Below are 25,111 nucleotides of genomic sequence, written 5' to 3' on the forward strand. Positions count from 1 at the left end.
GCGTGATGAACGACAACCAGCTCAGCACCCAGCAAGACCCGGTCCTCGTCGTCGATTTTGGTGCGCAATACGCGCAGCTCATCGCGCGTCGGGTCCGCGAAGCGAACATCTACTCCGAGGTCGTCCCGAACTCGATGAGCGCGAGCGAAATCCTCGCGAAGAACCCCAAAGCACTCATCCTCTCCGGCGGCCCCAGCTCCGTGTATGCCGACGGCGCCCCGAAACTCGACCCCGCTCTCCTCGAGGCGGGTATTCCGGTGCTCGGCCTGTGCTACGGCTTCCAGGCAATCGCGCAGGCCCTCGGCGGGACAGTCGCCCCCACGGGCACCCGCGAGTACGGCGCGACCCTGCTCACTGAAATCCAGGACGATTCCGTTCTGCTCGCGGGCCAGGATCTCCACCAGAACGTGTGGATGAGCCACGGCGACAGCGTTCACGAAGCCCCCGAAGGCTTCGACGTGATCGCCGTTTCGGCGGGCTCGCCCGTTGCCGCATTCGAGAATCGCGAACGGCGCATCTTCGGCGTCCAGTGGCACCCCGAAGTCAAGCACTCCGAACGCGGCCAAGAAATCCTCGAGAGCTTCCTCTACCGCGGCGCCGGCATCAAGCCCGAATGGACGATGTCCAACGTCATCGACGAACAGGTCGAGCTGATCCGCGCCCAGATCGGCGAAGACGGCACCGCCATCTGCGCCCTGAGCGGCGGCGTCGACTCCGCCGTCGCCGCTGCGCTCGTGCAGCGTGCGATCGGCGATCGCCTCACGTGCGTGTACGTCAACCACGGCCTCATGCGCCTTCGCGAATCCGAAGAAATTGAGCGCGCCTTCAGCGGTTCAACGGGCGGCGCGAAGCTTGTCGTGGTCGATGCCGAAGAGCGCTTCCTCACCGCGCTCGCGGGCGTCACCGACCCCGAGCAAAAACGCAAGATCATCGGCCGTGAGTTCATCCGTGTATTCGAGCAGGCGCAGGAAGACATTCTGCGCGAGCAGGGTGTTGTTGATGGCGACCAGGCCCGCCGCAAAGCCTTCCTCGTGCAGGGCACCCTGTACCCGGACGTCGTTGAGTCCGGTGGCGGCGATGGTGCCTCCAACATCAAGAGCCACCACAACGTCGGTGGGCTTCCCGACGATTTGACCTTCGAACTTGTGGAGCCGCTTCGCCAGCTTTTCAAGGATGAAGTGCGCACCGTCGGCACCCAGCTCGGCCTGCCCGACGAAATCGTGTGGCGCCAGCCTTTCCCCGGCCCGGGCCTCGGCATTCGCATCATCGGCGAGATCACGAAAGAGCGACTCGACACGCTTCGCGCCGCCGATGCTATCGCGCGCGAAGAGATGACCCTCGCTGGCCTCGACCGCGACATTTGGCAGTGCCCCGTCGTGCTCCTCGCCGACGTGCGCTCCGTTGGCGTGCAGGGCGATCACCGCACCTACGGCCACCCCATAGTTCTTCGACCGGTGACGTCGGACGACGCAATGACCGCCGACTGGGCGAAGGTTCCCTACGATGTTCTGTCGAAGATCTCGACGCGCATCACGAACGAGGTTGATGGCATTAACCGCGTCACCCTCGATGTGACGAGCAAGCCGCCGGGCACGATCGAGTGGGAGTGATCCCGCGGTAGTAAAGGGTCCGCTCCTTTGGGGAGCGGGCCCTTTACAACACCTCAGTGGAACCGGCCTTTCCCCCAGCCAGCTAAATGGGGAGCCTAGTAGCTGACTTTCCTTGGCTCCGGGTCCCTAGGCTACCGGGGGTCGTCTCGTTGCCCACTTTCCCCCGTCTCTTCTCGAAGGTGGTGAAAAATCGCCACCTCACGTTGATATCTGGGCCTCTGACGCCGTTTTTCACCACTTCCGCAGGGAAGAAGACGGCCGCGGGGTGAGAGGGTTGCCGCGGGTAAAGGTGGGGCGGTGCGAGGGACTAGAGAGTGATTTCCTTGTGCCACGTCTCTTTGAGGAAATCCTGGCGCCAATTCATTTTCTCGTAGGCGAGATTTGCCCCCGTGGGAGAATCGGCGTCCACAAAAAGCTCGCCCCGGCCATAGCCATGTTCCATGGCAAGCAGGTAGAACGCATCGAGCAGCGCATGTGCCGCTCCCTTACCGCGACCCTCGCGCGTCACGCCGAGATACTCCACGTGGGCCGTCTTCGACTCGGGAAGCCACGACGTCATGAGCGTGCCGATCACCATCGGTGCCGAACCATCCGCGGGAACGAGCTCAGCCAAAAGGTCGCGGTCCCACTCGTGATGCGCATACAGATCCGTGCGCTCGCACCACTCGTCGAAGCTCTCCTCGAAATGATTGAAGTGATCCTCAAAAGCATGCTCGAGGGCAGCGTGGGCCGCGCGGCGATCCTCAACGTCGGCAAGAGTGCGAACGCGAACATTCGCAGCTACGCGGGGAGCCAAGGAAGCGTCGGACTCCCGCTCCCTGATTTCTTGCACACGCGCGGGGATGTCCTGGTCCATCACCACCCAGGTGCGCGCTTTTGCAAAGCCGGCGTCAGCGAGAGCCTCCGCGCGGATAAAATCGCCCGGGCCGACCTCCGTGACGATCACGAAGCCCTCCTCGCCGCGCTTCTCGCCAAGCATGCGGGCCTGCTTCTCGATCCACTCCAGGCAGCGCGCGGCATGCGCGATATAGAACTCATCGCCACGACGCACCGCCCACTTCGCATCGATGCGACCCCGAGCGTGATCGTGCACCATCGCGTACGCCACCACCGGTGCCGGTTCCTCGCCAGAACCGCGTGATTCGCGAACCACCATCGCGGGGTGTCCCGCCTCAATCGTGTTGATGAGATCGGTGCCGTCGAATACCTCAGAAGGATCAGAGGCGCGCAAAAGATCCCTCGCAATAAAGGCGATAGCGGGGTAATCGGCGGGGGTGGGAGTATCGACGAAAGCCATGGCTTTAGCCTAGAGCAAAAACCTGCACCAAAACTGTGTTGAAAAGTCCATTACTGCAGGTCAGGGGACTCTTGCGGGGGTTTTGCGCCGAGCTTGTCCTGAAGCCTCAAATGCAGTTCGGCGCGCATGCCACGCAACGCAATAATGGTCGCGGCAAAGGCCGCAATGCCAGCGAGATACATCGCGGCATTCTGCCCATCAACGAACGATGCCTTTGCAAGACTCCAGGCCATATCCGGATTCGCAGAATTGCCGGGCTCGGCCAGTACCGCCGCCGAACCGATCGTCTGCTTTGCCTCCTCAAGCACTTGATCCGAAATACCCAGACCAGCTTCACGCGAGGACAGGGAGAGGCGATAAGCGAGCATCCCCACGCCACCAAGAACCGCAGTGCCCAGCGCCCCGCCAAGCTCGTACGCCGTTTCGGAAATCGCCGAAACGGAGCCGGCCTCCTTATCCGGGGCCGACGACAGAATCGTATCGTTCGTGAGCGGTTCCGAGAACCCGATTCCAAGACCGATGAGGAACGTGCACAGGAAGTAGAAGAAGGGGTTGAAGTGGACGGTCACGAGCAGCGGCACCGAAAGGCAGCCCATACCGCACGTGAAAAGGCCGAGAGCCACGAGCTGGTTCGACCGGAACTTTCGCGCAAAGACCGGGGAGATGAGTGCGCCGAGAATCGTCGCCACAACCATCGGAAGTGCCCAAAGGCCCGCCTCGATCGGCGAAAGTCCCGAAACAACCATGAGGTACTGCGGGAAGAAGAACAGTGTGCCAATCGTGATGAAGTACGCGATGCCGTTAATGAGTGTTGCCGAGCGGAACGTCGGCTCCGAGACCACATCCACGTCGAGAATCGGGTTCGCAACAACGTACTGGCGACGCCAAAAGAGCGCGAGACCCGCCGCACCAGCGACCAAGAGCCCTACCTGCCAGATCGCGAAATCATCAATGAGAAGCTTGAAGCTCAGCACGAGCGCAAAGATCGACGCGATCAGCAGCACGGGGGAGAGAAGGTCGATGCGCTCGGCTTCCTCGAGTTCTGATTCGGGAACGTAGAGCTTCGCGAGGATGACGAACACGATCACGATCGGCACGTTAATAAAGAACACGTACCGCCAGTTGGCGACCTCGAGCAAAATGCCGCCGAGAAGCGGGCCAATCGCGCTACCGCTAGAGAAAGCTGCCGACCACAGTGCGAGCGCGAGACGCCTCTCCGAACGCTTCTGGAAAATGTGGCGGATCATGCCGAGCGTCGACGGCATGAGGGTCGCGCCGCCGAGTCCCTGGAGGGAACGGCCCACGATCAGCATGAGCGGTGACGTACTAAAGCCCGACAAAACAGAGGCCGCGCCGAAGAGGGCAGAGCCCCACATCAAAAGACGAAGCCGCCCGAAACTGTCACCGAACTTGCCCATCACAATGAGCAGGCACGCGAGCACAAACGAGTACGAATCGACGATCCACAGAAGTTCGTTTGCCGACGGATGGAGATCCTGCGAGATGCCCGGGAGCGAGATGCTCAGAACCGTGACATCGATACTGATCAGGAAAACTGGCAACAGAACGACAGCTAGGGCAGCCCAGCGCGCTCTCCACGACATTTCTATACACCGTCTTTAAATCTTTAGTTTATGGATCCAGTATATCTGACGCGTGACTGCTTGGCCCGCAAGTGTGGGGAACATCGTTATTGGGGTGTGTGGTGGACCACCTCTCAGGGCTGGCGACTCGAGCATCTGCGCGGAGGCGTTCCCGACGGCGGTCGATGACCTTTACTAGCGGTCCCAGTGGGTGACATGGACGGCACATGAGGGCGCGGAAGCAGATTTGGGGCGGCGGCTGTCAACTTTGTCCATTTTGCGGGACCAGTGTCCTGGTGCTCGGGTGTCATCTATGTGAGGATTTCACTAGGCCTTGAGACCTAGAACCCGGGCTGGGTAGCCCTCTAGGTGAAAGGTTGAACAATGCAGTATATCCGTATCGTTAGAAAGGGCCCCGGCTCTGCCGAGGGATTGAAGTGAAACACGGAAACGTAGTTGTTAGCGACTCGCTCGCTGAAAGTTATAAACGTTGGTTCCCAACTGAACGCCAGGTAGTTGCTCTTAGCGAAACTGACCTCACCGATGCTGCTGTGGTCGTGCTGTCCGAAGAGGATGTTCAAGACGGTAAAGGCAAAGAGATTGTAGAACTCGGCTGGGGTCTCCCGGTTATTGCGTGTGTCTCGGCCGACCGTAAAGATCTTATCGGTAAGGGTGAAATCGATGATGTGATCACCAAAGACCGCATTCAGAGCGATTATTTCGCACGTAAGGTTGAGAAATTTGCTCGCCGTTACGACCGCGAAATTCTCCCCCCGTTCTTCGAAGCTCTGGTTGACTACCGTGACCTTGGCAACTCGAACTTCCCGAGTCCTGGCCACCACGGCGGTCAGTACTTCCGCCGGCACCCCACAGGTCGCCGGTTTTTTGAATTTTATGGCGAAAACCTTTTCCGCACTGACCTTTCCAGTTCGGACGTCGCGCTTGGCGACCTTCTGATTCACGAAGGTGCCCCCGAAGAAGCTCTCGAACGTGCAGCTGAAGTTTTCCACGCTGACGACACTTGGTTCGTCCTGAACGGCACCTCTTCATCCAACAAGGTTGTTCTGAACGCTCTCCTTGCGCCGGGAGATGTCGTCCTGTTCGACCGCAACAACCACAAGTCGGTTCACCATGGCAGCCTCGTCATGGCCGATGCTAAGCCTGTCTACCTTGAAACCGAGCGAAATGCGTTCGGTCTCATCGGTGGTATCGACGCGCACTGCTTCGACGAAGCCTACATCCGCGAGCGTGTCGCGAAGGTCGATCCCGAGCGTGCCAAGGCCGAGCGACCCGTTCGCCTCGCCGTGTTCCAGCTCGGCACCTACGACGGCACCATCTACAACGCTCGCCGTGTCATTGATAAGATCGGTCACCTTTGCGACTACGTCCTGTTCGACTCCGCATGGGTTGGCTACGAGCAGTGGATCCCGATCATGAAGCAGTCCTCGCCGATGCTTCTTGACCTCAAAGAGAACGACCCCGGCATTATCGTGACCCAGTCTGTCCACAAGGGTATGGCGGGCTTCTCGCAGGCTTCGCAGATCCACAAGAAGGACAACCACATCAAGGACCAGGCTCGTTACTGCGATTCCGATCGCTTCAACAATGCATACATGATGCATGCCTCCACGAGCCCGTTCTACCCGATGTATGCGTCACTCGACGTTAACGCACGCATCCACGCAGATGGCTCTGGTGAAAAACTTTGGGCTGAGGCGCTCAGGGTTTCGATTGAAGCCCGCAAGATGATCCTGAAGGAATGCAAGTACATTCGTCCGTTCCTCCCGCCGACCGTTAACGGTGTTAAGTGGGAAGACACTCCGACCGAAGAAATCATGGCGAGCCGTGAGTACTTCGAGTTCAAGCCGGGCGAAACTTGGCATGGATTCCCCTCGTACCGCGAAGGCCAGTACTTCATCGACCCGATGAAGTTCCTTCTCACAACTCCCGGTGTTCGTAACACTGAGGACGGTTACGAGTATGAGGACTTTGGCGTTCCGGTCAATATCCTCGCTAACTACCTGCGTACGCTCGGTATCATTCCTGAAAAGTGTGACCTCAATACAATCCTCTTCCTCATCACGCCCGCAGAAACTCTGCCGAAGATGCAGGAACTGGTTGCTGCACTTGTTCAGTTTGAACAAATGCTGGACGAGGATGTACCGTTGGCCGAGGTGCTCCCGCGCGTTTATGCTGAAAACGAAGAGCGCTACCGCGGCTACACCATTCGCCAGCTTTGCCAGGAGATGCACGACTTCTATAAAGAGCGTGAGGTCGCGAAACTTCAGCGAGCAATGTTCCGTGAAGAGACCCTGCCGAAGAGCGAAATGAGTGCACGAGATGCGAACACCGCCCTTATTGCGGGGGATGTTGAACTCATCCCGCTCAGTGAGGCAGAGGGTCGAATCGCAACCGAGGGCGCATTGCCTTACCCCCCGGGCATCATTTGTGTTGTTCCCGGTGAGGTATGGGGTGGTGCCCAGCTCAAGTACTTCCTCACCCTTGAAGAGGGCATCAATGTGCTTCCCGGCTTCGCACCGGAGCTCCAGGGTGTGCACATGGTGAATGAAGACGACGGCTCTACGCGTGCATACGCGTACGTGGTCAAAAACTAATTAATTTGTCAAAGGGGTGGGGCCGCGGCGGTCCCGCGGCTCCGCCCCTAGACTATGGAGAATTGAAACATGAACGATAAACCAGTTCAAAAGAAAATGGGAGTTGTGCAGTTGACCATCCTCACGATGGTTAACATGATGGGCTCCGGCATTATCATGCTTCCTACGAAGCTTGCTCAGATCGGCACAATCTCGATCCTTTCTTGGATTGTCACCGCCGGCGGTGCGACGATTCTCGCGTACTGCTTTGCAAAGCTTGGTCGTTACAGTCGAAACGCCGGTGGCATGGGCGGCTACGCCGAATATGCTTTCGGTAAGTCCGGCTCGTTCATGGCCAACTACACCTACATTCTTTCGCTCGGTATTGCGAACATCGCGATCGCGATTTCGGCTGTTGGCTACGGCCTCACGCTCTTCGATATCGATACTTCAGGCATGAGCAATGGTCCCCTTATCGTGGGTGGTCTTGCCATCGCCACCATGTGGCTTGCAACCGTGCTCAACTTCGGTGGTGCCAGCATCACTGGCAAGATCGGCTCCATCACCGTTTGGGGCGTTATCGCACCGGTGCTCGGCATTTGCATCATCGGCTGGTTCTGGTTCTCGCCGTCCACATGGGCCGCCGCCTGGAACCCGCATGACCTTGGGTTCTTCAAGGCAGTTTCGTCCTCGATCGCAATGACCCTTTGGGCCTTCCTCGGTCTCGAGTCCGCTTCTGCGAACTCCGATGCCGTTGAAAATCCCGAGAAGAACGTTCCTATCGCGGTTATGGGCGGTACTCTCGGTGCTGCAGTTATGTACATCCTTTCGACCAACGTTGTCGCCGGCATCGTCAACCACGAGGAGCTCGCTGCATCGAACGGTCCGTTCGGCCTTGCCTTCGCACACATGTTCAACCCGGTTGTTGGACGCATCATCACTGCACTCATGGTTATTGCCTGCTTCGGCTCGCTCCTCGGCTGGCAGTTCACCATTGCGGAAGTTGCCCGCTCGATGGCGAAGGTTGGGCAGCTGCCTAGGATCTTCAACCACGTGACCAAAGCTGGCGCGCCGATCATCGGTATGTGCATCATCACCGGTCTGCAGACTCTCCTCTCGTTCTTCACGATGAGCCCGAGCCTTGCTGAACAGTTCGAGGTGCTTGTCAACCTTGCAGTTATCACCAACCTGATTCCCTACCTCCTTTCTATGGGTGCGGTCAAGATTCTGCAGAAGCGTTCTGGAGTTCCTGCAGGCAAGGCACGCGCAGTGAACGTGCTCGCATTTATTGCGGCTCTCTACTCGCTCTACTCCCTCTTCACCGCTGGCGAGCAGGCCATGATGGGTGGAGCGCTTGTCACCTTCTTCGGTTGGACCCTCTTCGGTGTCCTCGCTCCGCGACTGCTTGACGGGGGCAAGGGCGACGATGCCAAAGCCCACGAAGAGATTGAACAGGCTAAGCAAACCAACTCCGGCCTTAACCCAGCGTCGGCCTGATCTAGCTTGAGCCTAACGGGTTCGTTCCCGGCTCTATATGAGTGTCAGGACTGAACCCATATAACTAACTACCGCCCCGCTTGCTAATAGCTCCTGTAAGCGGGGCGGTTTTTTGTGCCTGGCTTTTGGGTGTGCTCACCCTTCGTTCTTTGCTAAAACGACACGAGGTGCTACCCCCCCTTACGGACGGGATTGGAACGGGCAGAACAGGAGACCGTCGCCAGCGGTGTGCGCAGGTCGCTGTGATCGAATGCGAAGGCATTTGGCATCGGCGTCACTAGCTGTTAGTGAATGAATGTGATTTGTCAGCAGAGTTCAAGATTCTCTGGTGTCCAGGTGGACTTCTAAGCCATTCAGGTTGCCGAAACTAGACGAAGTACTAAGTTTGTGTAGTGTGCCAGATCCTCAGGGACGCTGTTGACATGCAAAACAGCAATAGAATCGTGGGGCGTCCAAAATGCTCCACCGGAGGTGACTCCTGGTCGATGACTGCCGTATGCAATCAAGTGCGAATGGTCCATACAGGAGCCAGGCGGCTGTAGTCCCCTGCGTCCGAGCGGACTGCCACAACGTCGCTGCGGTAGTAGTTCGCGCGATTCCGCAAACGTCTTGAACGTTCTTCTGTCTTGAAATAGCTAGTGTTGGCGGAAGTGAAGTGATGGCATTGAGCCTCGGGGCAATAGTGAGAAACTCTAGTCTTTGGTTTCGTTGTGAAGATCAAGCGTTGTGCCAACAGAACACTATCGATGAGCAAGCATAGGGATGTGGCTTTCGAATACGTGTGAGGCGTCCACGGGTCGGTGGGTAGCCAACATAAAGTAATCCCCACCTGGGAAGGTGGGGATTACCGTGCGCCATCAGGGATTCGAACCCCGGACCCACTGATTAAGAGTCAGTTGCTCTAACCAACTGAGCTAATGGCGCGATTATCCAACTATAGCAGAAGTCTGCGGCTATTTCTACGCTTTCGGTCTTAGAGCTGATTCGCGTTTGTATGCGAGTTCCGGCTGCTTATATGCAGTAGTGACCGGGCCACCACAGGGGCAAAAATGCCGGCCTGTGGTGGCCCGGGGTCAAGGAAGGCTCACGAAGCTAATGGCTATTAATCCACTGCTTGAGCCCCGTGGATTCCTAGTTCTCGATGGGCTTGATAAGCGGGAAAAGGATGGTTTCACGGATACCGAGACCGGTGATGGTCTGGAGTACACGGTCGATGCCGATTCCCATGCCGCCTGACGGAGGGAATCCGTATTCCATGGCGTCGCAGAAATCTTCGTCGTAACGCATTGCATCTTCGTCGCCGCCAGCTGCAAGCTGCGCCTGCTGCACGAACCGCTCCCTTTGGATAACCGGATCAGCAAGCTCGGAGTAGGCTGTGCCGATTTCCGAGCCACGGATGTAAAGATCCCACTTCTCCACGACGCCCGGGCGGTCGCGGTGATCGCGAGTGAGCGGGCTCGTCTCGACTGGGTAATTCATGACGAAAACGGGATTGTAGAGCTCTTCGGCGGGGATCAGATGCTCCCAAATTTCTTCGACGAGCTTTCCGTGGCCGAGCGTCTCTTCATCCACATCTACCTCAAACTTGCGGGCGAGTTCGCGAAGGTGCTCGGCGGAGGTTTCAGGAGTGATCTCTTCCCCTGCATAGTGTGAAATGCTCTCGTAGAGGTCGATGCGCTTCCATTCGCCACCGAGGTCGAACTCAGTGCCGTCATCGAGGGTGACCAAGGTTGAGCCGGTTGCTGCGATGGCTGCGTTCTGGATGAGTTCTTGTGCCAGATCGGCCATGACGTTGTAGTCGGCGTACGCCTCGTAGCACTCCAGCATGGTGAACTCGGGGGAGTGCGTCGAGTCCGCTCCCTCATTGCGGAAGTTGCGGTTGATCTCGAATACGCGGTCGAGGCCACCTACAACGGCACGCTTGAGGAAGAGCTCAGGAGCGATACGTAGCGAAACCTGCATATCGAACGCGTTCATGTGCGTATCGAAGGAACGCGCGGATGCACCTGAGGGCACAACCTGGAGCATAGGCGTTTCGAGCTCGATGTAGTTACGCTCGCGGAAGGTGTCGCGCAGAGCCTGGATCACACGAGTTCGCAAGCGTGCGATGCGCTGTGCCTCGGGGTTGACAATGAGGTCGACATAGCGACGACGCATTCGCATTTCGTCGCTGAGGTCGGTGTGGAGGTTCGGTAGTGGGCGAAGCGACTTCGAAGCCATTTCCCAACGGTCAGCGTAAATGGAAAGCTCGCCAGTCCTGGAGGTGCCGATTTCTCCGTGCACGAAGATGTGGTCACCGATATCAACGAGGCGGTTGAAGTCTTCGAATGCTTGTTCGCCAACTTCATTCTCCACAAGCATTGACTGCAAGCGTGAGTGATCCCCGGCTTGGAGAACGGCGAAAACGAGCTTGCCGGTCTTGCGGATGTGGACGACGCGTCCAGAAAGGCCGACTACGTCGCCGGTCTTTACTTCGGAACCTTCTAGTTCACCGTGCTTTTCGAGGACGGCCTGAATCGTCGAGGTGTTTTCTACACCAACGGGGTAAGGCAGACGCTCCTGCTGCTTGAGCATGTCGGCCCGCTTGCCCATGCGCACCGCGCGTTGGTCAGCGGTAGTTTGGGTCTCGACGCCCGCTTGGGGGCCAGCATTGAGCTCAGACACGATGATCTCTCTCTCTTGATGTTGTGACATTGTTCCTAGGTAAGGAACAAAGTCAGTGTAACAGCAAATCTGCGCGGCTGTGTTGCCTGTCTTACTGTGTATTGGCTTCTCAGTTAGTTTCCCGGGGGACGGTTTTTTCGCCTGGATATATGGAAATAGGGAAATAGGTTGCTGATCTTTATTCGCGGTCAAGCTGCAATTTGGTCGGTGAACCTTTTGGCCACGAAAGCGCACATAAAGGGGCGCCCGCGTGGAATGCTAGCTTTCCACGCGGGCGCCCCGCCGAAATTATTGGCAGATGTTGGTCTACCCGTCCTTACTTGTTGCGGATGACGTACCCGTAGGCGCGCTGGCGGCCGTCGTCTTCGGTCACCATGTGAACGCCCTGGAGCTCAGGAGCGAAGCCGGGCAGCTGGTTGATGCCCTCTTCAAGTGCCATGAAGTAGTCGTACTGCGGACCGCCCCAAACCTCACCGGGGACAACCACGACGACGCCCGGGGGGTAGGGAAGAGCGCCCTCGGCCGCGATGCGGCCCTTGCACTCTTCGATCGGGAGGTAGTCGACGTTGCCACGGATGAACTCGACGTTTGCTTCCTGCGGGGTCATTTCGACCTTCGGGAAGTTCTCCTCGCGGAACATGTCCTTCTGGAGCTGAGCAACCGTGCGGTTCTTGTAGAAGTCGTGCATCTCCTGGCAGAGCTGGCGAATCGTGTAACCGCGGTAGCGGTCCTCGTTCGCAGCGTAGATCTCCGGGAGAACTTCCTGAAGCGGAACGTCCTTCTCAACAGCCTCTTCGAAGCGGCGGAGCGCAGCGACGAGGTTCGAGTACTTCTGGATCGTGTCCGCCGGGGTGAGGAGGAACAGGATCGAGTTGAGGTCGCACTTCTCGGGAACGATGCCCTGCGTGCGCAGGTAGTTCGCGAGAATATTCGCCGGGATGCCGAAGTCCTCGTACTCGAAGCCACCGGTCTTGTTGATGAGGCCCGGAGTGGTGAGCAGGAGCTTCATCGGGTCAACGAAGTACTGGCCCTCAACGTAGCTGTCGAAGCCGTGCCACTGCTCGCCCGGGTGGAACTCGAAGAACTTACGGTTCGAAGCGATGGTCTCGGTGTCGTACGACTCCCAAGGCTTGCCGTCGACCTCGGCGGGAACGAACGGCTTGAGCATCTTGAGGTTGCCGAGGATGAGCTTACGAGCCTCAATCGAGTTCTTGAGGGCTTCGTGCCACAGCTTCTCGCCGGCGCCGTTCTCGTGCATCTTGGCGTTGATGTCGAGCGAGGCGAACAGCGGGTAGTAGGGGCTCGTCGAGGCGTGCATCATGTACGAGTTGTTGAACTGATCAAAGTTCACGTACCGATCCTGGCCCTTGATGTGCGAGTCCTTCTTGTGGATCTGCGAGGCCTGCGAGAAGCCAGCCTGCTGCTTGTGCACCGACTGGGTCACGAGGATACCGGGGTCGTTCTCGTCGAGCTCGAGGAGCATCGGCGAGCCTTCCTTCATGATGTCGATCCACTGCTCGTAGCCAACCCATGCGGAGTCGAACAGGATGTAGTCACAGAGGTGACCGATCTTGTCGACGACCTGCCGGGCGTTGTAGATCGTGCCGTCGTAGGTGCCGAGCTGGATGATCGCGAGGCGGAACGGGCGCTCAGCCTTTGCACGCTCGGGGTCAACCTTCTCGAGGCGCTCACGGATGTAGTCCTCTTCGAAGCAGTGCTCGTCGATGCCGCCGATAAGGCCGAACGCGTTACGTGCGGTCTCGAGGTAGACGGGCTTGCCGCCGGCCATGACGAGGGCGCCGTGGATGTTCGACTTGTGGTTGTTGCGGTCGAACAGCACGAGATCGTCGGGGCCAACAACAGCGTTGATGGCAACCTTGTTCGACGACGAGGTGCCGTTGAGGATGAACCAGGTGTTGTCGGCGTTGAAGATGCGAGCAGCAGCTTCAGTGGCCTGGACGGGCGGGCCGTCGTGGATGAGGAGGTCACCCATGGCGACGTCAGCGTTACAAAGGTCGGTGCGGAAGAGCTCTTCGCCGTAGAAGTCGAAGAAGCGACGGCCGGCCGGGTGCTGGCGGAAGAACTGGCCGCCCTGGTGTCCGGGGCAGTCGAACGGCGAGAAGCCGCGGTTGTAGTACTTCGTGAGCGCGCCGAAGAACGGGGGGAGAACCTCGTCCTCGAACTTGTCAGCGGCGGCAGCGATCTGGCGAGCGAAGTAGTCGCCCTGGAGCTCGTCGAGGGCGATAACGCCGTGGAGGCCCTCGAGGTTAGTGGTGTCCTTGGTGCTCTTCACGGCGGCGAAAACGGGAATACCGAAACCGTATTCGTTGATCTCGGCGACCTTACCCGCGTCGATGTCATCCTGGTCGAGGATGATCGCGGAGATGTTCGCGAGGTCGCCGCCCTGGAGTGCGGTCAGTTCGTAGCCGGGAATCGGATGGATCGTTGTGTCAGAGCCGAGAAGAGCGGCGCTGACTCCAATAGTCCTGCGGAGCATTTTCACTTTCCTTGCATTGGAGAAAATCTCGTCGGCACAACTCTGTCCGACACCATGACGCTACACCTTCGAGGTTGTGTTTTTCTAGGGAGTTAAGTCCCTTCGCTTGCTGCCGTAACGGGATGTTTACGTTGAGCGCGTCTGCGATTTGCGTGGGGTCGGGTTTTGTGCACCTCTCTGCAGCCCCGTCCAAGTTCACCCAAATAGTGATCTAGATCCTTTTGTGGATGGGGCGCTCCCAGTGTTGCGGCCTGCGGCTTTGCCTTTGGGGTCCGATGGTGGCATGCGTGACACCGTGACTACGGGCGCAGTGTGGTGTGTGCCTCGTCGGGGGGGGTGGGCCTTGGCGTTTCAGTGGGGCGACACCCTTAAGTACGGTTGCGACACCTTTGAAACTGCACGGCGAGACTGAAAGTGGGCAGCGCTCGTCGATATTTGTTGCCCGCAATCCTCCTAATTGGGAGTTTTTCTGGATATTTAAAGTTCCACAGCGTATTGGTCTGATTTAGGGGGATAGTGCGCACGCACTTCTTGCTCGGTGAGGGGCGGTATTGAAGGTGGGGGTTGCGGGTTTTGAGGGGCATCGGGCGTTGGGGCGCTGACGGTGGGTGTTGCGGGTGCTGGCGCGGTTGGCTTTGGGGTGGGGTGTCGGTCGGTTCGTTGGTGGTTGCTTGTTTGAAGGTGGTGAAAAGTGGCCGCCTGGAGCTTGGATCCGGGCATCTGGGGCTGTTTTTCACCACTTTCGCGAGAGGGGCGGCTGCCGGGCGGGGGTTGGGGCGGCTGTTTGGGGGGGGCGCATTTAGCGACAGTCAATAAGGTGTCGCCCCGGATGCCTGCTCACCGGGACGTTCGTCCCGATCTGTGCCGCTCACACCGTCACGAAACCACTACATGTTGTGGCCTCCGCGTGTCGCGGCACAAGATGTGCCTCTCGCGAGTGAATCTAGGTGGGCAGCCGAAAGCTCCGCACGCGGGGCCTATCGGCACATCGAAGCACACCACCCCATTTGCGATAGGAGCGCACCATGCCCGCACGCCACCACGCCGAGCGCACCCTTGTAGACCCGATTTCGACGATCAATGATTATCTTGGCCGCGCCGATTGGCGCGTGAATGCGAACGCGAACCAGGGGTACAGCGTTGGCGGGCTCGTGCTCAACTCGGCGGGAAAGCTGGTCGCGAACTACTGGCTCGATGAGGTTTTCAGCGCGGAGGCTGGCCAGGCCCACCGCGAGGGCGATCTCTATATCCATGACCTCGACATGCTCACGGGATACTGTGCGGGCTGGTCGCTGCGCACGCTCTTGCAGGAGGGCTTCAATGGTGTGCCGGGCGCGATTGCCTCCGCGCCCCCGAAGCATTTTTCCAGTGCCTGCGGGCAGATCGTGAACTTCCTCGGGACGCTGCAAAATGAGTGGGCGGGTGCGCAAGCGTTCAGCTCATTCGATACCTACATGGCGCCGTTTGTGAGGCTCGATGCGATGAGCTACGAAGAGGTGCGGCAGAACATGCAGGAGCTCATCTATAACCTGAACGTTCCGAGTCGCTGGGGGAGCCAGTGCCCGTTTACGAACTTGACGTTTGATTGGAACTGCCCGGATGACCTCAAGGATCAGTATCCGCTTATTGGCTCAGAGGTGTGCGACTTTACGTACGGCGAGCTGCAAGAAGAAATGGACCTGATTAATCGCGCGTACATCGACGTGATGACGGAGGGGGACGCGAATGGTCGCGTGTTCACCTTCCCGATTCCGACGTACAACATCACGCGGGACTTTGATTGGGACTCACCGAACTCAGAGCGTCTTTTCCGGATGACCGCGAAGTACGGCCTCCCGTACTTCCAAAACTTCATCAACTCGGAGCTTGATCCCGGGCAGATTCGCTCGATGTGCTGCCGCCTCCAGCTCGATCTTCGAGAGCTCCTCAAACGCGGCAATGGCCTTTTCGGAAGCGCTGAACTCACGGGCTCGATTGGCGTGGTCACGATCAATATGGCGCGCCTGGGCTACCTCCACAAGGGTGATGAAGCCGCGCTCATGGATGCTCTCGATCGCCTCCTTGACCTGGGTAAAGACACTCTCGAGAGGCGGCGCGCGACGGTGCAGGAGCTCATCGATCGCGGGCTTTACCCGTACACGAAGCGCTACATGGGCCACCTCGGTAACCACTTCTCGACGCTCGGGGTTAATGGCATGAACGAAATGGTGCGGAACTTTACGGGTGATGCCCACAATCTCGTGACGGGCGAGGGGCGCGCGATGTGCGTGCGGATTCTCGACCATATTCGCGGGAAAATGGTCGAATTCCAGGAAGAAACCGGGAATCTCTACAACCTTGAGGCGACCCCCGCCGAAGGCGCTACCTACCGCCTCGCGAAAGCGGATCGCGAGCGCTTTCCCGCGATCATTCAAGCGGGTACCGCCGAAAACCCGTACTACACGAACTCCTCCCAAATTCCCGTGGGTGCGACCGACGATCCATTTGAAGCGTTGGAATGGCAAGACGAGCTGCAGACCAAATACACGGGCGGTACGGTTTTGCACCTGTACATGAATGAACAGATGAGTTCGCCCGAGGCGGCGAAACAGCTCGTGAAGCGTGCCCTCTCGAACTTCCATCTTCCGTATCTCACCATCACTCCAACCTTCTCGATCTGCCCGAGCCACGGCTACCTCAAGGGTGAACACCACGAGTGCCCCGCATGCGGCGACGTGTGCGAAGTATGGACGCGTGTCATGGGTTATCACCGGCCAGTAAGCTCGTTCAACATCGGGAAGAAGGGCGAGTTCGAGGAGCGTAAGTTCTTCACGGAAGGTGCGGCTGAGCGCCACGGGGAACTTCGCGCGTCCGAAGCTCGCCCGGAAACCGTCGTCCCTGCATGAGTGAGCATTCCGCAGCCCTGAGTCCGCATGATCTCGCAATTGCGGGCCTCGTGCCGCTCTCGACGGTGGATTGGCCTGGAAAGCTTGCCGCGACGCTCTTTCTCCAGGGCTGCCCGTGGCGGTGCAGCTATTGCCACAACCACGCGATCCTCGACCCCCGAACTCCGGGCACGGTCACGTGGGGCGAGGTCGAGGATCTCTTGGCAAGAAGGCGCGGGCTCCTCGATGGTGTCGTGTTTTCCGGGGGAGAGGCGACGCTCCAGCGTGCCATCATCCCTGCGTTTCAAGAGGTGCGGGCGCTTGGGTTTCGCACCGGCCTGCACACGGGAGGTGCCTTTCCGTCCCGGATTCACGACATCGTCTCCTCGGACCCAGGCGGGCCTCTCGTCGATTGGGTCGGATTTGACCTCAAAGCACCGCCCGAAGTGTTTGAGGAAACCGTCGGACTGAGAAGCGTGAACCCGAACGCGAGCCGCGCCTTTGAACGCTCACGCGAGTCGTTCCTCGCACTTGCGCGCGCCGGTGTGGAGATTGAGCTGCGCACGACCCTCACCCCGGTGCTCGCCCCGTACGCCCCGCGCATCGTTGAGGTCGCCTCGGATCTCTGGCGCGAGGCTGGGGTGGAGAGGGGAGCGCGAACGCTGATTTTTCAGCAGGCGAGGTCCGACGGCACTTCCGACACCTTTGCGCGCACGCTTCCCGAGCGCCCCCGCTGGGATCGAATGTTCGAGGCGGTGCTCGAAAGTGCGCGGACGACCGGCGACGTTGTGGGTGTTCGAGTCGAGGCTCGTGCCTAGGTAGGACCTTCTGCCGCACCTACAGGATTAGGTTGAGGGGAATCGATCCTGGGCTGGGGCGCCGATCAAGGTGTCCCCCTGTACGCTCTCTGCCGCGTGCGAGGGATCTAAACCCAACGTTTGTGGCGGAATGAGGCCGGATACCGCCACAAACGTTGGGTACAGAACCGAAGGAGGGGAGGCGAGGAGGGAAGGGGAGACGCGGCGAGGAGGGGAGGCGAGGGGGACACGGCGAGGGAAGACGAGGGGCGGGGCGCAGACGGGCCGTGAGCGAGGCGAGCCCGCCGCCCTGCTCCGTTTGTCACGTTCCGCCGCGCACCCCTTGGTGAGGCGGGCAGGAGGCGATAGTCTCCCACACGTTAAGGATTTTGCAGTCGCTGCATAATTTTTGTGGCGGTGCACGGACGAAAAGGGGACCATGTCTACATCACTTCAAACTCGCGCGGCGCGCGGCGACGCTCCCGTGGAATTCACCGGCCTCGACCGCGACGGTAAACTCGTGTTCCTCGGCCTCATGCTCGGTATGTTTGTCGCGTCGATCTCGCAGACGATCGTCGGCCCCGCCATGCCGCGCATCGTCGCCGAACTCGGCGGCATGGAGCACTACAGCTGGATCGCGACCGCGGCCATGCTCGTCTCGGCGGTCGCGGTGCCGGTCGTCGGCAAGCTCTCCGACATGTACGGCCGCAAGACGTTCTATATCGCGGGCCTCGTCGTGTTCATGATCGGTTCGGCCCTGTCCGGCATGGCCACAAACTTCTGGTTCCTTGTGTTCTCGCGTGCCGTCCAGGGCCTCGGTATGGGCACGATCATGCCGCTCAGCCAGACGATCATCGGCGACATCATCCCGCCGCGCCAGCGCGGAAAGTATCAGGGCATCATGGGTGCCGTGTTCGGCGTGTCCTCGATCGCTGGTCCGCTTTTCGGAGGCTGGGTGACCGACAACTTCGGTTGGCGCTACCTGTTCTATCTCGCCCTTCCGCTCGGTGTCGCTGCCCTCGTGTTCCTCACAAAGTTCATGCGCCTGCCGCATACGGCAAGCGCTGGAAAGTTCGACCTCATTGGCGCGCTGACTCTCACGCCCGGCCTTGTCATCGGCCTGCTCGCCGTGTCGTGGGGTGGCAATACCTACGATTGGGACTCCTCGGTCATCATCACCATGTTCGTGGCTGCGGCAATCCTCCTTGCGCTTTTCGTGGTCGTCGAGATGCGAGCGGAGAACCCGCTCGTCCCGCTCCGCATGCTCGCCGACTCCCGCATCTCCCTATCGATCCTCGCGAGCTTCGCGATCGCGGTCGCAATGTTCGGCGGAATCATCTACATCCCCGTGTTCGCGCAAGGCGTCCTCGGGGTATCCGCAACGAATTCGGGCGCGATCCTCATCCCGCTCAACGTCGCCATGATCGTGACGTCGATTCTCATGGGCATCATGATCACCAAGTGGGGCCGCTACAAGGGACTCCTCGTTCTCGGCGGTATCGTCATGAGCGTCGGATACATCCTTCTTGCAGGCCTCGACTGGCAATCCTCGCAACTGCATCTCACGCTCGTCATGATCGTGATCGGCACGGGGCTCGGCATGTGTATGCAGACCTACACCCTCATTGTCCAAAACGCCGTCGCTCGTGAGGATCTCGGTGTCGCGACGTCTGCCGTGCAGTTCTTCCGTAACGTCGGTTCGACGATCGGCACCGCCGTTCTCGGCTCCGTCATGTCGGCGAATCTCATGCCAAAGATCCAGGCGCAGCTTCCGCCGCAGGTCGCAGCCGCAATGGGAAAGATCGGTGGCGAGTCCGGCGGTAGTGCAGCGGCGATTCTTGACCCCTCGAAGCTCGAGGGCATTCCCGCCCCGATCGTCGAGGCCATTCGCCACGGCATGGGAGACGCCATGCAGGTTGTCTTCACGACGGCGGCCCCGTTCGCGGTTGTCGCTCTCGTGCTTTCCCTGTTCATCCGCCACACCGAGCTGCGCAGCACCAACTAGCGCCCGGCCATGCTGAGAGGGACCGCTTGACGGTCACCTCGAACACGAAGATGCACCGCACGTCGATACGAGGAGGCGTGATTGACATGAGCGACACAGCCGCAACGGAGAAAGAGCAGGCGTCAGACCTGGCCGCCAGCCACGAGGGTTTGCGCGAGCGAAAGAAACGCGAATCGCGCGAAGCGATGCATCTTTCGGCGCTCGAACTCGTAGCCGAGCACGGTCTTGCCCAGGTGACGGTCGATCAGATCGCGGAGAGGGCGGGGGTATGCTCGCGCACGTTCTTCAATTACTGGGGTTCCAAGGAAGCGGCCGTGCTGGGCGTCGATCCTGAACAGAGCAGTCGTTTTGTGGACATTCTTGCCTCTCGCCCCGCGCAGGAGCCCGTTCGCGACTCTATTCGTGCGCTCCTTCGCATCCACGCTGATGACGCTTCTCGTCGCAGTGACACCCGCGAGCTCACACACCGCGTGCTTTCTCGCGAGCCGCAGCTGCTGCAAATCCTCACCGACCGTAACAGGGGAGTGAGCCGCGAACTCAGCGCGGTCATCGCCGAGCGTCTCACCCCGAGCATGGGGGCGGACGACGCTCGTGATGCAGCGGCGATTCACGTTGCCTGGGGATTCGCCATGGCGCGCAGCGTCTACGCTATTGCTGTGCGCCGCGATCTCTCGCTCGCGGACGCTTTGCCGATCGTTCTCGACTTTCTTGACTCAGGTCGTGTTCGCCTCTAACTGACCACCGCGAAGGAGCTCCTACCTCATGGCCGATATCTCTCAGCCCGACACGAACGACCTCGTTGCCGCCTACGCGTTTGAGGAGCCGCGGATTCATCTCGGCGCGGTCGTCGATGGCGGCGAGCCGAACCCCGAAGCGCCGCTTTACATGCCACTCGGAATGCTCAATAGGCACGGTTTGATCGCCGGCGCTACCGGCACCGGCAAAACAAAAACTTTGCAGCTCATCGCGGAGCAAATCGCGGCCGCCGGTACCTCCGTTTTCGTCGCGGATATGAAGGGTGACCTTTCCGGCATTGCTGTTCCCGGGCAGGCGTCGGAAAAACTCACCGAACGTGCGAAGGCTCGCGCCCAAGACTGGGTATCTCGCGCTGGCACCACCGAATTCTTTTCGCTGGGTGGACACGGTAAGGGCGTGCCGATTCGCACGACGGTTACCGAATTCGGGCCGGTTCTCCTCTCGAAGGTGCTGGGTCTCAACGAGACTCAGGAATCCTCCCTTTCGCTTATCTTTCACTACGCTGACCAGACTGGCCTTGCCCTCCTCGACCTCAAGGATCTGCGCGCCCTCATCCAGTACCTCACGACCGATGGCAAGGATGAGCTCAAGAGCATCGGCGGTATTTCCACCGCGACCGCCGGCGTTATTCTGCGCAACCTCACCCAGTTCGAAAACTCCGGTGCAGACGTGTTTTTTGGAGAGCCGGCTTTCAACGTCGAGCATTTCCTCCGGAAAGATTCCGACGGTCGCGGGATCATCTCGTGTCTCGAACTTCCCGGCGTTGCCGAGCGGCCAGAAGTGTTTTCAACCTTCATGATGTGGATGCTCGCTGAGCTCTACCAGGTGCTGCCGGAAGTGGGCGATCTTCCCCAGCCGAAACTCGTGTTCTTCCTCGACGAGGCGCATCTGCTTTTCAAGGGCGCATCCAGTGCCTTTATCGACCAAGTCATCCAAACCGTGAGGCTTATTCGCTCCAAGGGCGTCGGCGTATTCTTCATTACCCAATCGCCCAAGGACATTCCCGCCGACGTTCTCGCGCAGCTCGGCAACCGCGTCCAGCACGCTTTGCGCGCCTTCACGCCCGATGACGCAAAGGCCATCAAGAAAGCAGTCGCCACCTACCCCACAACCGAGTACGACCTTGAAAAGCTCTTGACCTCCCTCGGCACGGGCGAAGCGGTCGTCACCGTCATGAACGAGAAGGGCGCGCCGAGCCCCGTGGCCTACGCCGCGATGCGCGCTCCCGAATCCTCGATGGAGCCCGCGCCTGAAGCTGAGATCGATCGGATTATCGCGTCCAGCCAGATCGCGGTCCAGTACAGCACTGTTGTGGATCGCGAAAGCGCGTACGAGATCCTCAAGGCGCGTGCGGAGGGTGGCCAGGTCGGGCAGGGGGAGTCCGACGTTTCCCCGGCAGCCGTCGGAACTGAAAAGCCCGGTGCAGGCGCAGCCCCCGCTGCGAAGGCGAAGCCCGCGAAGGAAGAGCCTGGATTGGTGGAGAAGATCGCGGGCAATAGCGCGGTCAAGAGTTTCTTTCGTTCGGCGGGGACGGTGCTCGGGCGTGAGATTACGCGTTCGCTGTTCGGGACGACTCGCAAGCGTCGCCGATAATGGGCGACTGGAGCGCTGGTGCCTACGAACGTATCGGCGGCGCCGGCGCTATGGGACGTCCCGGAAGCCTCGGCGCTCGCGCCTTACCCGCGCTGAATCGGCAGCGCTGAATCGGCACTAAACCCCCACAACTCCTATGCAATTCGAAAAGGGGGGGAAGCGAAGGCCCCGGGATCCGAGAGGATCTCCGGGGCCTCGTGTGTAGGCAACCGTCGGAACTCGAGAGGTTACGGGGCGGGCGTGAGCCCGAAACCCCCACAACCCCTATGCAATCCGAGAGTCTACTTTTTACCCTGGTTGGCGACGGCCTCTGCCGCCTTACGCGCGGCCTCCTCATCGAGGTAGCGACCGCCCTTGGTGACAGGCTTGAAGTTTTCGTCGAGCTCGTAAACGAGCGGCTGGCCGGTCGGGATGTTGAGGCCGACGATGTCTTCGTCAGAGATGTCGTCGAGGTACTTCACGAGGGCGCGAAGCGAGTTGCCGTGCGCAGCCACGAGAACGGTCTTGCCGGCGGCGAGGTCGGGCTTGATGCCCTCTTCCCAGTAGGGGAGGAAGCGCGCGATGACGTCCTTGAGGCACTCGGCCTTCGGAACCTCGGTGCCCTCGTAGCGGGGGTCGCCGTCCTGGCTGAACTCGCTGCCTTCCTCGATGGCGGGCGGCGGAACATCGAACGAGCGGCGCCACAGCATGAACTGCTCGTCGCCGTACTTGTCGCGGGTCTCGGCCTTGTCGAGACCCTGAAGCGCGCCGTAGTGACGCTCGTTGAGGCGCCAATCGCGCTTCACGGGGATCCAGTGGCGATCAGCGGCATCAAGCGCGAGGTTCGCGGTCATGATGGCGCGGCGCAGGAGCGACGTGTGCACAACGTCGGGAAGGATGCCCGATTCCTTGATGAGCTCGCCGCCATGAGTGGCTTCACCGCGGCCCTTCTCCGAAAGAGGAACGTCGACCCAACCGGTGAACAGGTTCTTTTGATTCCATTCGCTCTCGCCGTGGCGGAGCAGTACCAGTGTGTATGTCATACATCCACCCTACTCGGTCTCGATGAGTATCGTCATGGGACCATCGTTCGTGATACTGAGCTGCATGTGTGCGCCGAATTCGCCCTCGTGCACGGTGAGGCCACGCTCGCGCACCCTGTCAATGACCTGCTGCACGAGCGGCTCCGCAACGGGCCCGGGAGCGGCTTTGTTCCAGCTCGGGCGGCGCCCCTTGCGCACGTCCGCATACAGCGTGAACTGGGAAATGATCATGACGGGCGCGCTCTTATCGAGCGCGGATTTTTCGTCGTCGAGGATGCGCAGTTCGCAGATCTTCCGCGCCATCGTTTCGACCGCGCTCTCGCCGTCGTCGTGCGTGATGCCCAGCAGCACGACGAGGCCCTCGCCCTCGAACTCGCCTGTTGTGCGTCGGGGGCTGTCGTGAGTATCGAGCACCTCGACCTTCGCTCCGTTCACCTTCTGAACGATCGCGCGCATCAGCTCTCTCCTTCCTCGTTGGCCTTTGCTGGAGGATCCTCGGCAGCGTCGGCGCGGTGAGTATTACGCCGCACGGGTTCCGACGGTTGCGCCGCCTCCATCGACTTCAGGAATGTGTGGCGTGCGGGGCGCACGTGAGGGCGTCGCCGCATTCCCGGCACGTAGACGGGGGTCGGCGGGGACATCGTGATGCCCGCGCGCCCGAAGTGTTCGTGGGGCTGTTCGTTGGCGCCGCCGAGCGCGAGTTCCATTTGCTGACCGGACAGCTCGGGAATCGGCGGGAGCGGAATCGTCGGATCCTGCTCGAAGTGGGCGGCGCCGTGGGCGAACGAGGTGTCGGCGCTTGGAACGGATGGCACGATGATCGGCGACGGCGAGGGGTCCTGTTCCGGTTGTCCGGCTGGCGCGCCATCGGCGTCGCCCGCCGGAGCACTCGTCGCCTCGGCATTCGTCGTGGCATCGGTGCGTGGCCGGGTGGCGTCGGATCCGGAAATGAGCCCGCCCGGCATGGGCCCCACGTAGTGCGGCCCGTACTCGGCGACCTGCACCCACGTTTCGGCAACGCGAACCATCGCTTCCGTGGCGCGCTCCCAATCGGGTTCCTGCTGGCGGTGCGGGCCCGTTGCGAGGGAAAGGACGACGCCGGCGGCGCGCAGTGCGAGTTCTTGCGGGTCAACGCGGTTCGCGAAAACGGGATACCACGTGCGAATCGCTTCCGCGACCCGTTCGTGAATGTCGAGCGTCAGGCGACCCTGATTCGCGTAGTCGCCAAGCACGGAGAGGTGGGCGCACAGGCACGCGAGGTCGTCGGCGCGGCGGCCCGGACCAACCCCGTCAATGTCGAGGACGCCAACGACGCGAGAATTGTCCACGAACACTTGCGCCTCGTAAAAGTCGCCGTGGACGACTTCGGTGGGCTCGAGGCCAATGCGACGCTCGACGTCGGCGAGGCCCAGCTCGATGCGGTACACGAGGACATCGAGGCGGTCTTTGAGGGAGGGGAGGCTCGAGGCGACAACGCCAGCGTAAAACTCGGCGGAATCGGTCCACGGCGGGCGCACGGGCTGATCTATCAGGGAAGCGGGGAGGCGGTCGAGCATCGCGACGAGATCCTCGGCGTGGCACGCGCGCTCGCCCTCTTCGATCACCGCCTTCGCGAGAACCGTGCCGGGCAACTCGGCGAGCACGACGAGGCCGTCCGTCGAGCCGAGAACGGCGGGGACCGGAACGCCTGCCTCGAGCAGGCTGTGGTGGAGGTTGACGACGCTCGAGGTCGTGTGCGGCTGGAACACCTTGAGGAACACGTTGCGGTCGGCGAGGGTGGCCTTGAGCACGGCGCGGCGACCGGGGCGGTAGCTCACAACCTCAACCGGCACGGGGGTGCCCTCCGCGAAGCCCGTGGCAACACCGAGACGGGCGAGGGTTTCGTGGAGAACATCCGGGTAGCACACCTGCGGGAGCATCGGCAGCCACGGGTCGTGGGGGTAGCGCCACACGCGCACGTTCATGTCGCCGTCGGTCATCACGAGGGACTGCTCGGGGGCGAGCACGTTCTTTTCCTGCTCACCGATGTGGGCACTCACGCCGAAGAGCTCATCGCGAGGTTCAGCCTCGGCGCCGTCAAGCTCCACCCAGCGCACCTTCGTGCGGAACATTGCTTTCGTGGAGCGCGAAGGGCGGTGGTCGACGTGGTCGAGCGTCCATTCGACGAGCTCGCCGCCCGCGTTGGTGACGGCCGCCTCGAGCACACCTCCGGCCTGGGGCCCCGTGAGAAGCTCGGAACCGTCAAGGGTCTCTGTCATGCCCCCATTGTTGCAGGTTGTGGCCGGGCCCTTCTAAACAGCCGTGTACGCAGGGTGTATGGCACAGACACTTT

Annotated in this window: 15 protein-coding genes and 1 tRNA gene; 8 read left to right on the forward strand and 8 right to left on the reverse strand. The window is 60.3% G+C overall.

The window, feature by feature from the left end:
* Positions 1–5 precede the first annotated feature (5 nt).
* On the forward strand, positions 6–1,610 hold the full coding sequence (guaA, locus tag HMPREF1484_RS04850; RefSeq protein ID WP_040386466.1) for a glutamine-hydrolyzing GMP synthase: 1,605 nt from the start codon (positions 6–8) through the stop codon (positions 1,608–1,610).
* A 307-nt stretch (positions 1,611–1,917) separates the two neighbouring features.
* On the opposite strand, the gene HMPREF1484_RS04855 is transcribed toward guaA, so the two are convergent.
* A complete protein-coding gene (locus HMPREF1484_RS04855) occupies positions 1,918–2,907 on the reverse strand; it encodes an N-acetyltransferase (RefSeq protein WP_016663908.1) in 990 nt (329 codons plus the stop codon).
* Positions 2,908–2,957: 50 nt separating this feature from the next.
* Complete coding sequence (locus HMPREF1484_RS04860; protein ID WP_161493672.1) at positions 2,958–4,469, reverse strand: MFS transporter; 1,512 nt, start codon at positions 4,467–4,469, stop codon at positions 2,958–2,960.
* Between the two features lie 458 nt (positions 4,470–4,927).
* On the opposite strand from HMPREF1484_RS04860, the gene speC (HMPREF1484_RS04865) reads away from it, so the two are divergent.
* Positions 4,928–7,105, forward strand: coding sequence for an ornithine decarboxylase (gene speC / locus HMPREF1484_RS04865; RefSeq protein ID WP_016663910.1), 2,178 nt, complete (start codon positions 4,928–4,930; stop codon positions 7,103–7,105).
* Positions 7,106–7,174: 69 nt separating this feature from the next.
* The gene (gene potE / locus HMPREF1484_RS04870; RefSeq protein ID WP_016663911.1) at positions 7,175–8,581 is read left to right on the forward strand and encodes a putrescine-ornithine antiporter; all 1,407 of its coding nucleotides are present in this window, start codon (positions 7,175–7,177) and stop codon (positions 8,579–8,581) included.
* An 850-nt stretch (positions 8,582–9,431) separates the two neighbouring features.
* On the opposite strand, the gene HMPREF1484_RS04875 is transcribed toward potE, so the two are convergent.
* From HMPREF1484_RS04875 to speC (HMPREF1484_RS04885), 3 genes are all read right to left on the reverse strand, one after another.
* Positions 9,432–9,505 (reverse strand) — tRNA-Lys (locus HMPREF1484_RS04875).
* A gap of 207 nt (positions 9,506–9,712) precedes the next feature.
* Positions 9,713–11,275 (reverse strand): lysine--tRNA ligase, encoded by a 1,563-nt coding sequence (lysS, locus tag HMPREF1484_RS04880; protein WP_084813926.1) that lies wholly within the window; start codon positions 11,273–11,275, stop codon positions 9,713–9,715.
* A 286-nt stretch (positions 11,276–11,561) separates the two neighbouring features.
* The gene (speC, locus tag HMPREF1484_RS04885) at positions 11,562–13,742 is read right to left on the reverse strand and encodes an ornithine decarboxylase (RefSeq protein ID WP_016663913.1); all 2,181 of its coding nucleotides are present in this window, start codon (positions 13,740–13,742) and stop codon (positions 11,562–11,564) included.
* A 1,025-nt stretch (positions 13,743–14,767) separates the two neighbouring features.
* Here speC (HMPREF1484_RS04885) and HMPREF1484_RS04890 point away from each other — a divergent pair.
* From HMPREF1484_RS04890 to HMPREF1484_RS04910, 5 genes are all read left to right on the forward strand, one after another.
* Positions 14,768–16,627, forward strand: a complete 1,860-nt coding sequence (locus HMPREF1484_RS04890; RefSeq protein ID WP_016663914.1) for a ribonucleoside triphosphate reductase — start codon at positions 14,768–14,770, stop codon at positions 16,625–16,627.
* Positions 16,624–17,424 carry an anaerobic ribonucleoside-triphosphate reductase activating protein gene (locus HMPREF1484_RS04895; RefSeq protein ID WP_016663915.1) on the forward strand — a complete coding sequence of 267 codons (801 nt, stop codon included), beginning with the start codon at positions 16,624–16,626 and terminating at the stop codon, positions 17,422–17,424. Before HMPREF1484_RS04890 ends, HMPREF1484_RS04895 begins: the two co-directional genes overlap by 4 nt.
* A gap of 418 nt (positions 17,425–17,842) precedes the next feature.
* Positions 17,843–19,408, forward strand: a complete 1,566-nt coding sequence (locus HMPREF1484_RS04900; RefSeq protein ID WP_016663916.1) for an MDR family MFS transporter — start codon at positions 17,843–17,845, stop codon at positions 19,406–19,408.
* Between the two features lie 86 nt (positions 19,409–19,494).
* Entirely contained in the window at positions 19,495–20,142 is a 648-nt protein-coding gene (locus HMPREF1484_RS10920) for a TetR/AcrR family transcriptional regulator (protein ID WP_016663917.1), read from the forward strand.
* Between the two features lie 28 nt (positions 20,143–20,170).
* Positions 20,171–21,757, forward strand: a complete 1,587-nt coding sequence (locus tag HMPREF1484_RS04910) for a helicase HerA-like domain-containing protein (protein ID WP_016663918.1) — start codon at positions 20,171–20,173, stop codon at positions 21,755–21,757.
* Between the two features lie 281 nt (positions 21,758–22,038).
* On the opposite strand, the gene HMPREF1484_RS04915 is transcribed toward HMPREF1484_RS04910, so the two are convergent.
* From HMPREF1484_RS04915 to HMPREF1484_RS04925, 3 genes are read right to left on the reverse strand one after another with little or no spacing between them, the layout of a single operon-like run.
* Positions 22,039–22,779: a phosphoglyceromutase gene (locus HMPREF1484_RS04915; protein ID WP_016663919.1), complete on the reverse strand. Its 741-nt coding sequence runs from the start codon at positions 22,777–22,779 to the stop codon at positions 22,039–22,041.
* A gap of 9 nt (positions 22,780–22,788) precedes the next feature.
* Positions 22,789–23,235: a D-aminoacyl-tRNA deacylase gene (gene dtd / locus HMPREF1484_RS04920; RefSeq protein WP_016663920.1), complete on the reverse strand. Its 447-nt coding sequence runs from the start codon at positions 23,233–23,235 to the stop codon at positions 22,789–22,791.
* On the reverse strand, positions 23,235–25,037 hold the full coding sequence (locus HMPREF1484_RS04925; protein WP_016663921.1) for a phosphotransferase family protein: 1,803 nt from the start codon (positions 25,035–25,037) through the stop codon (positions 23,235–23,237). Before HMPREF1484_RS04925 ends, dtd begins: the two co-directional genes overlap by 1 nt.
* Positions 25,038–25,111: the final 74 nt, after the last annotated feature.

This window comes from Dermabacter sp. HFH0086, from assembly GCF_000413375.1.
Taxonomy (GTDB): Bacteria; Actinomycetota; Actinomycetes; order Actinomycetales; family Dermabacteraceae; genus Dermabacter; species Dermabacter hominis.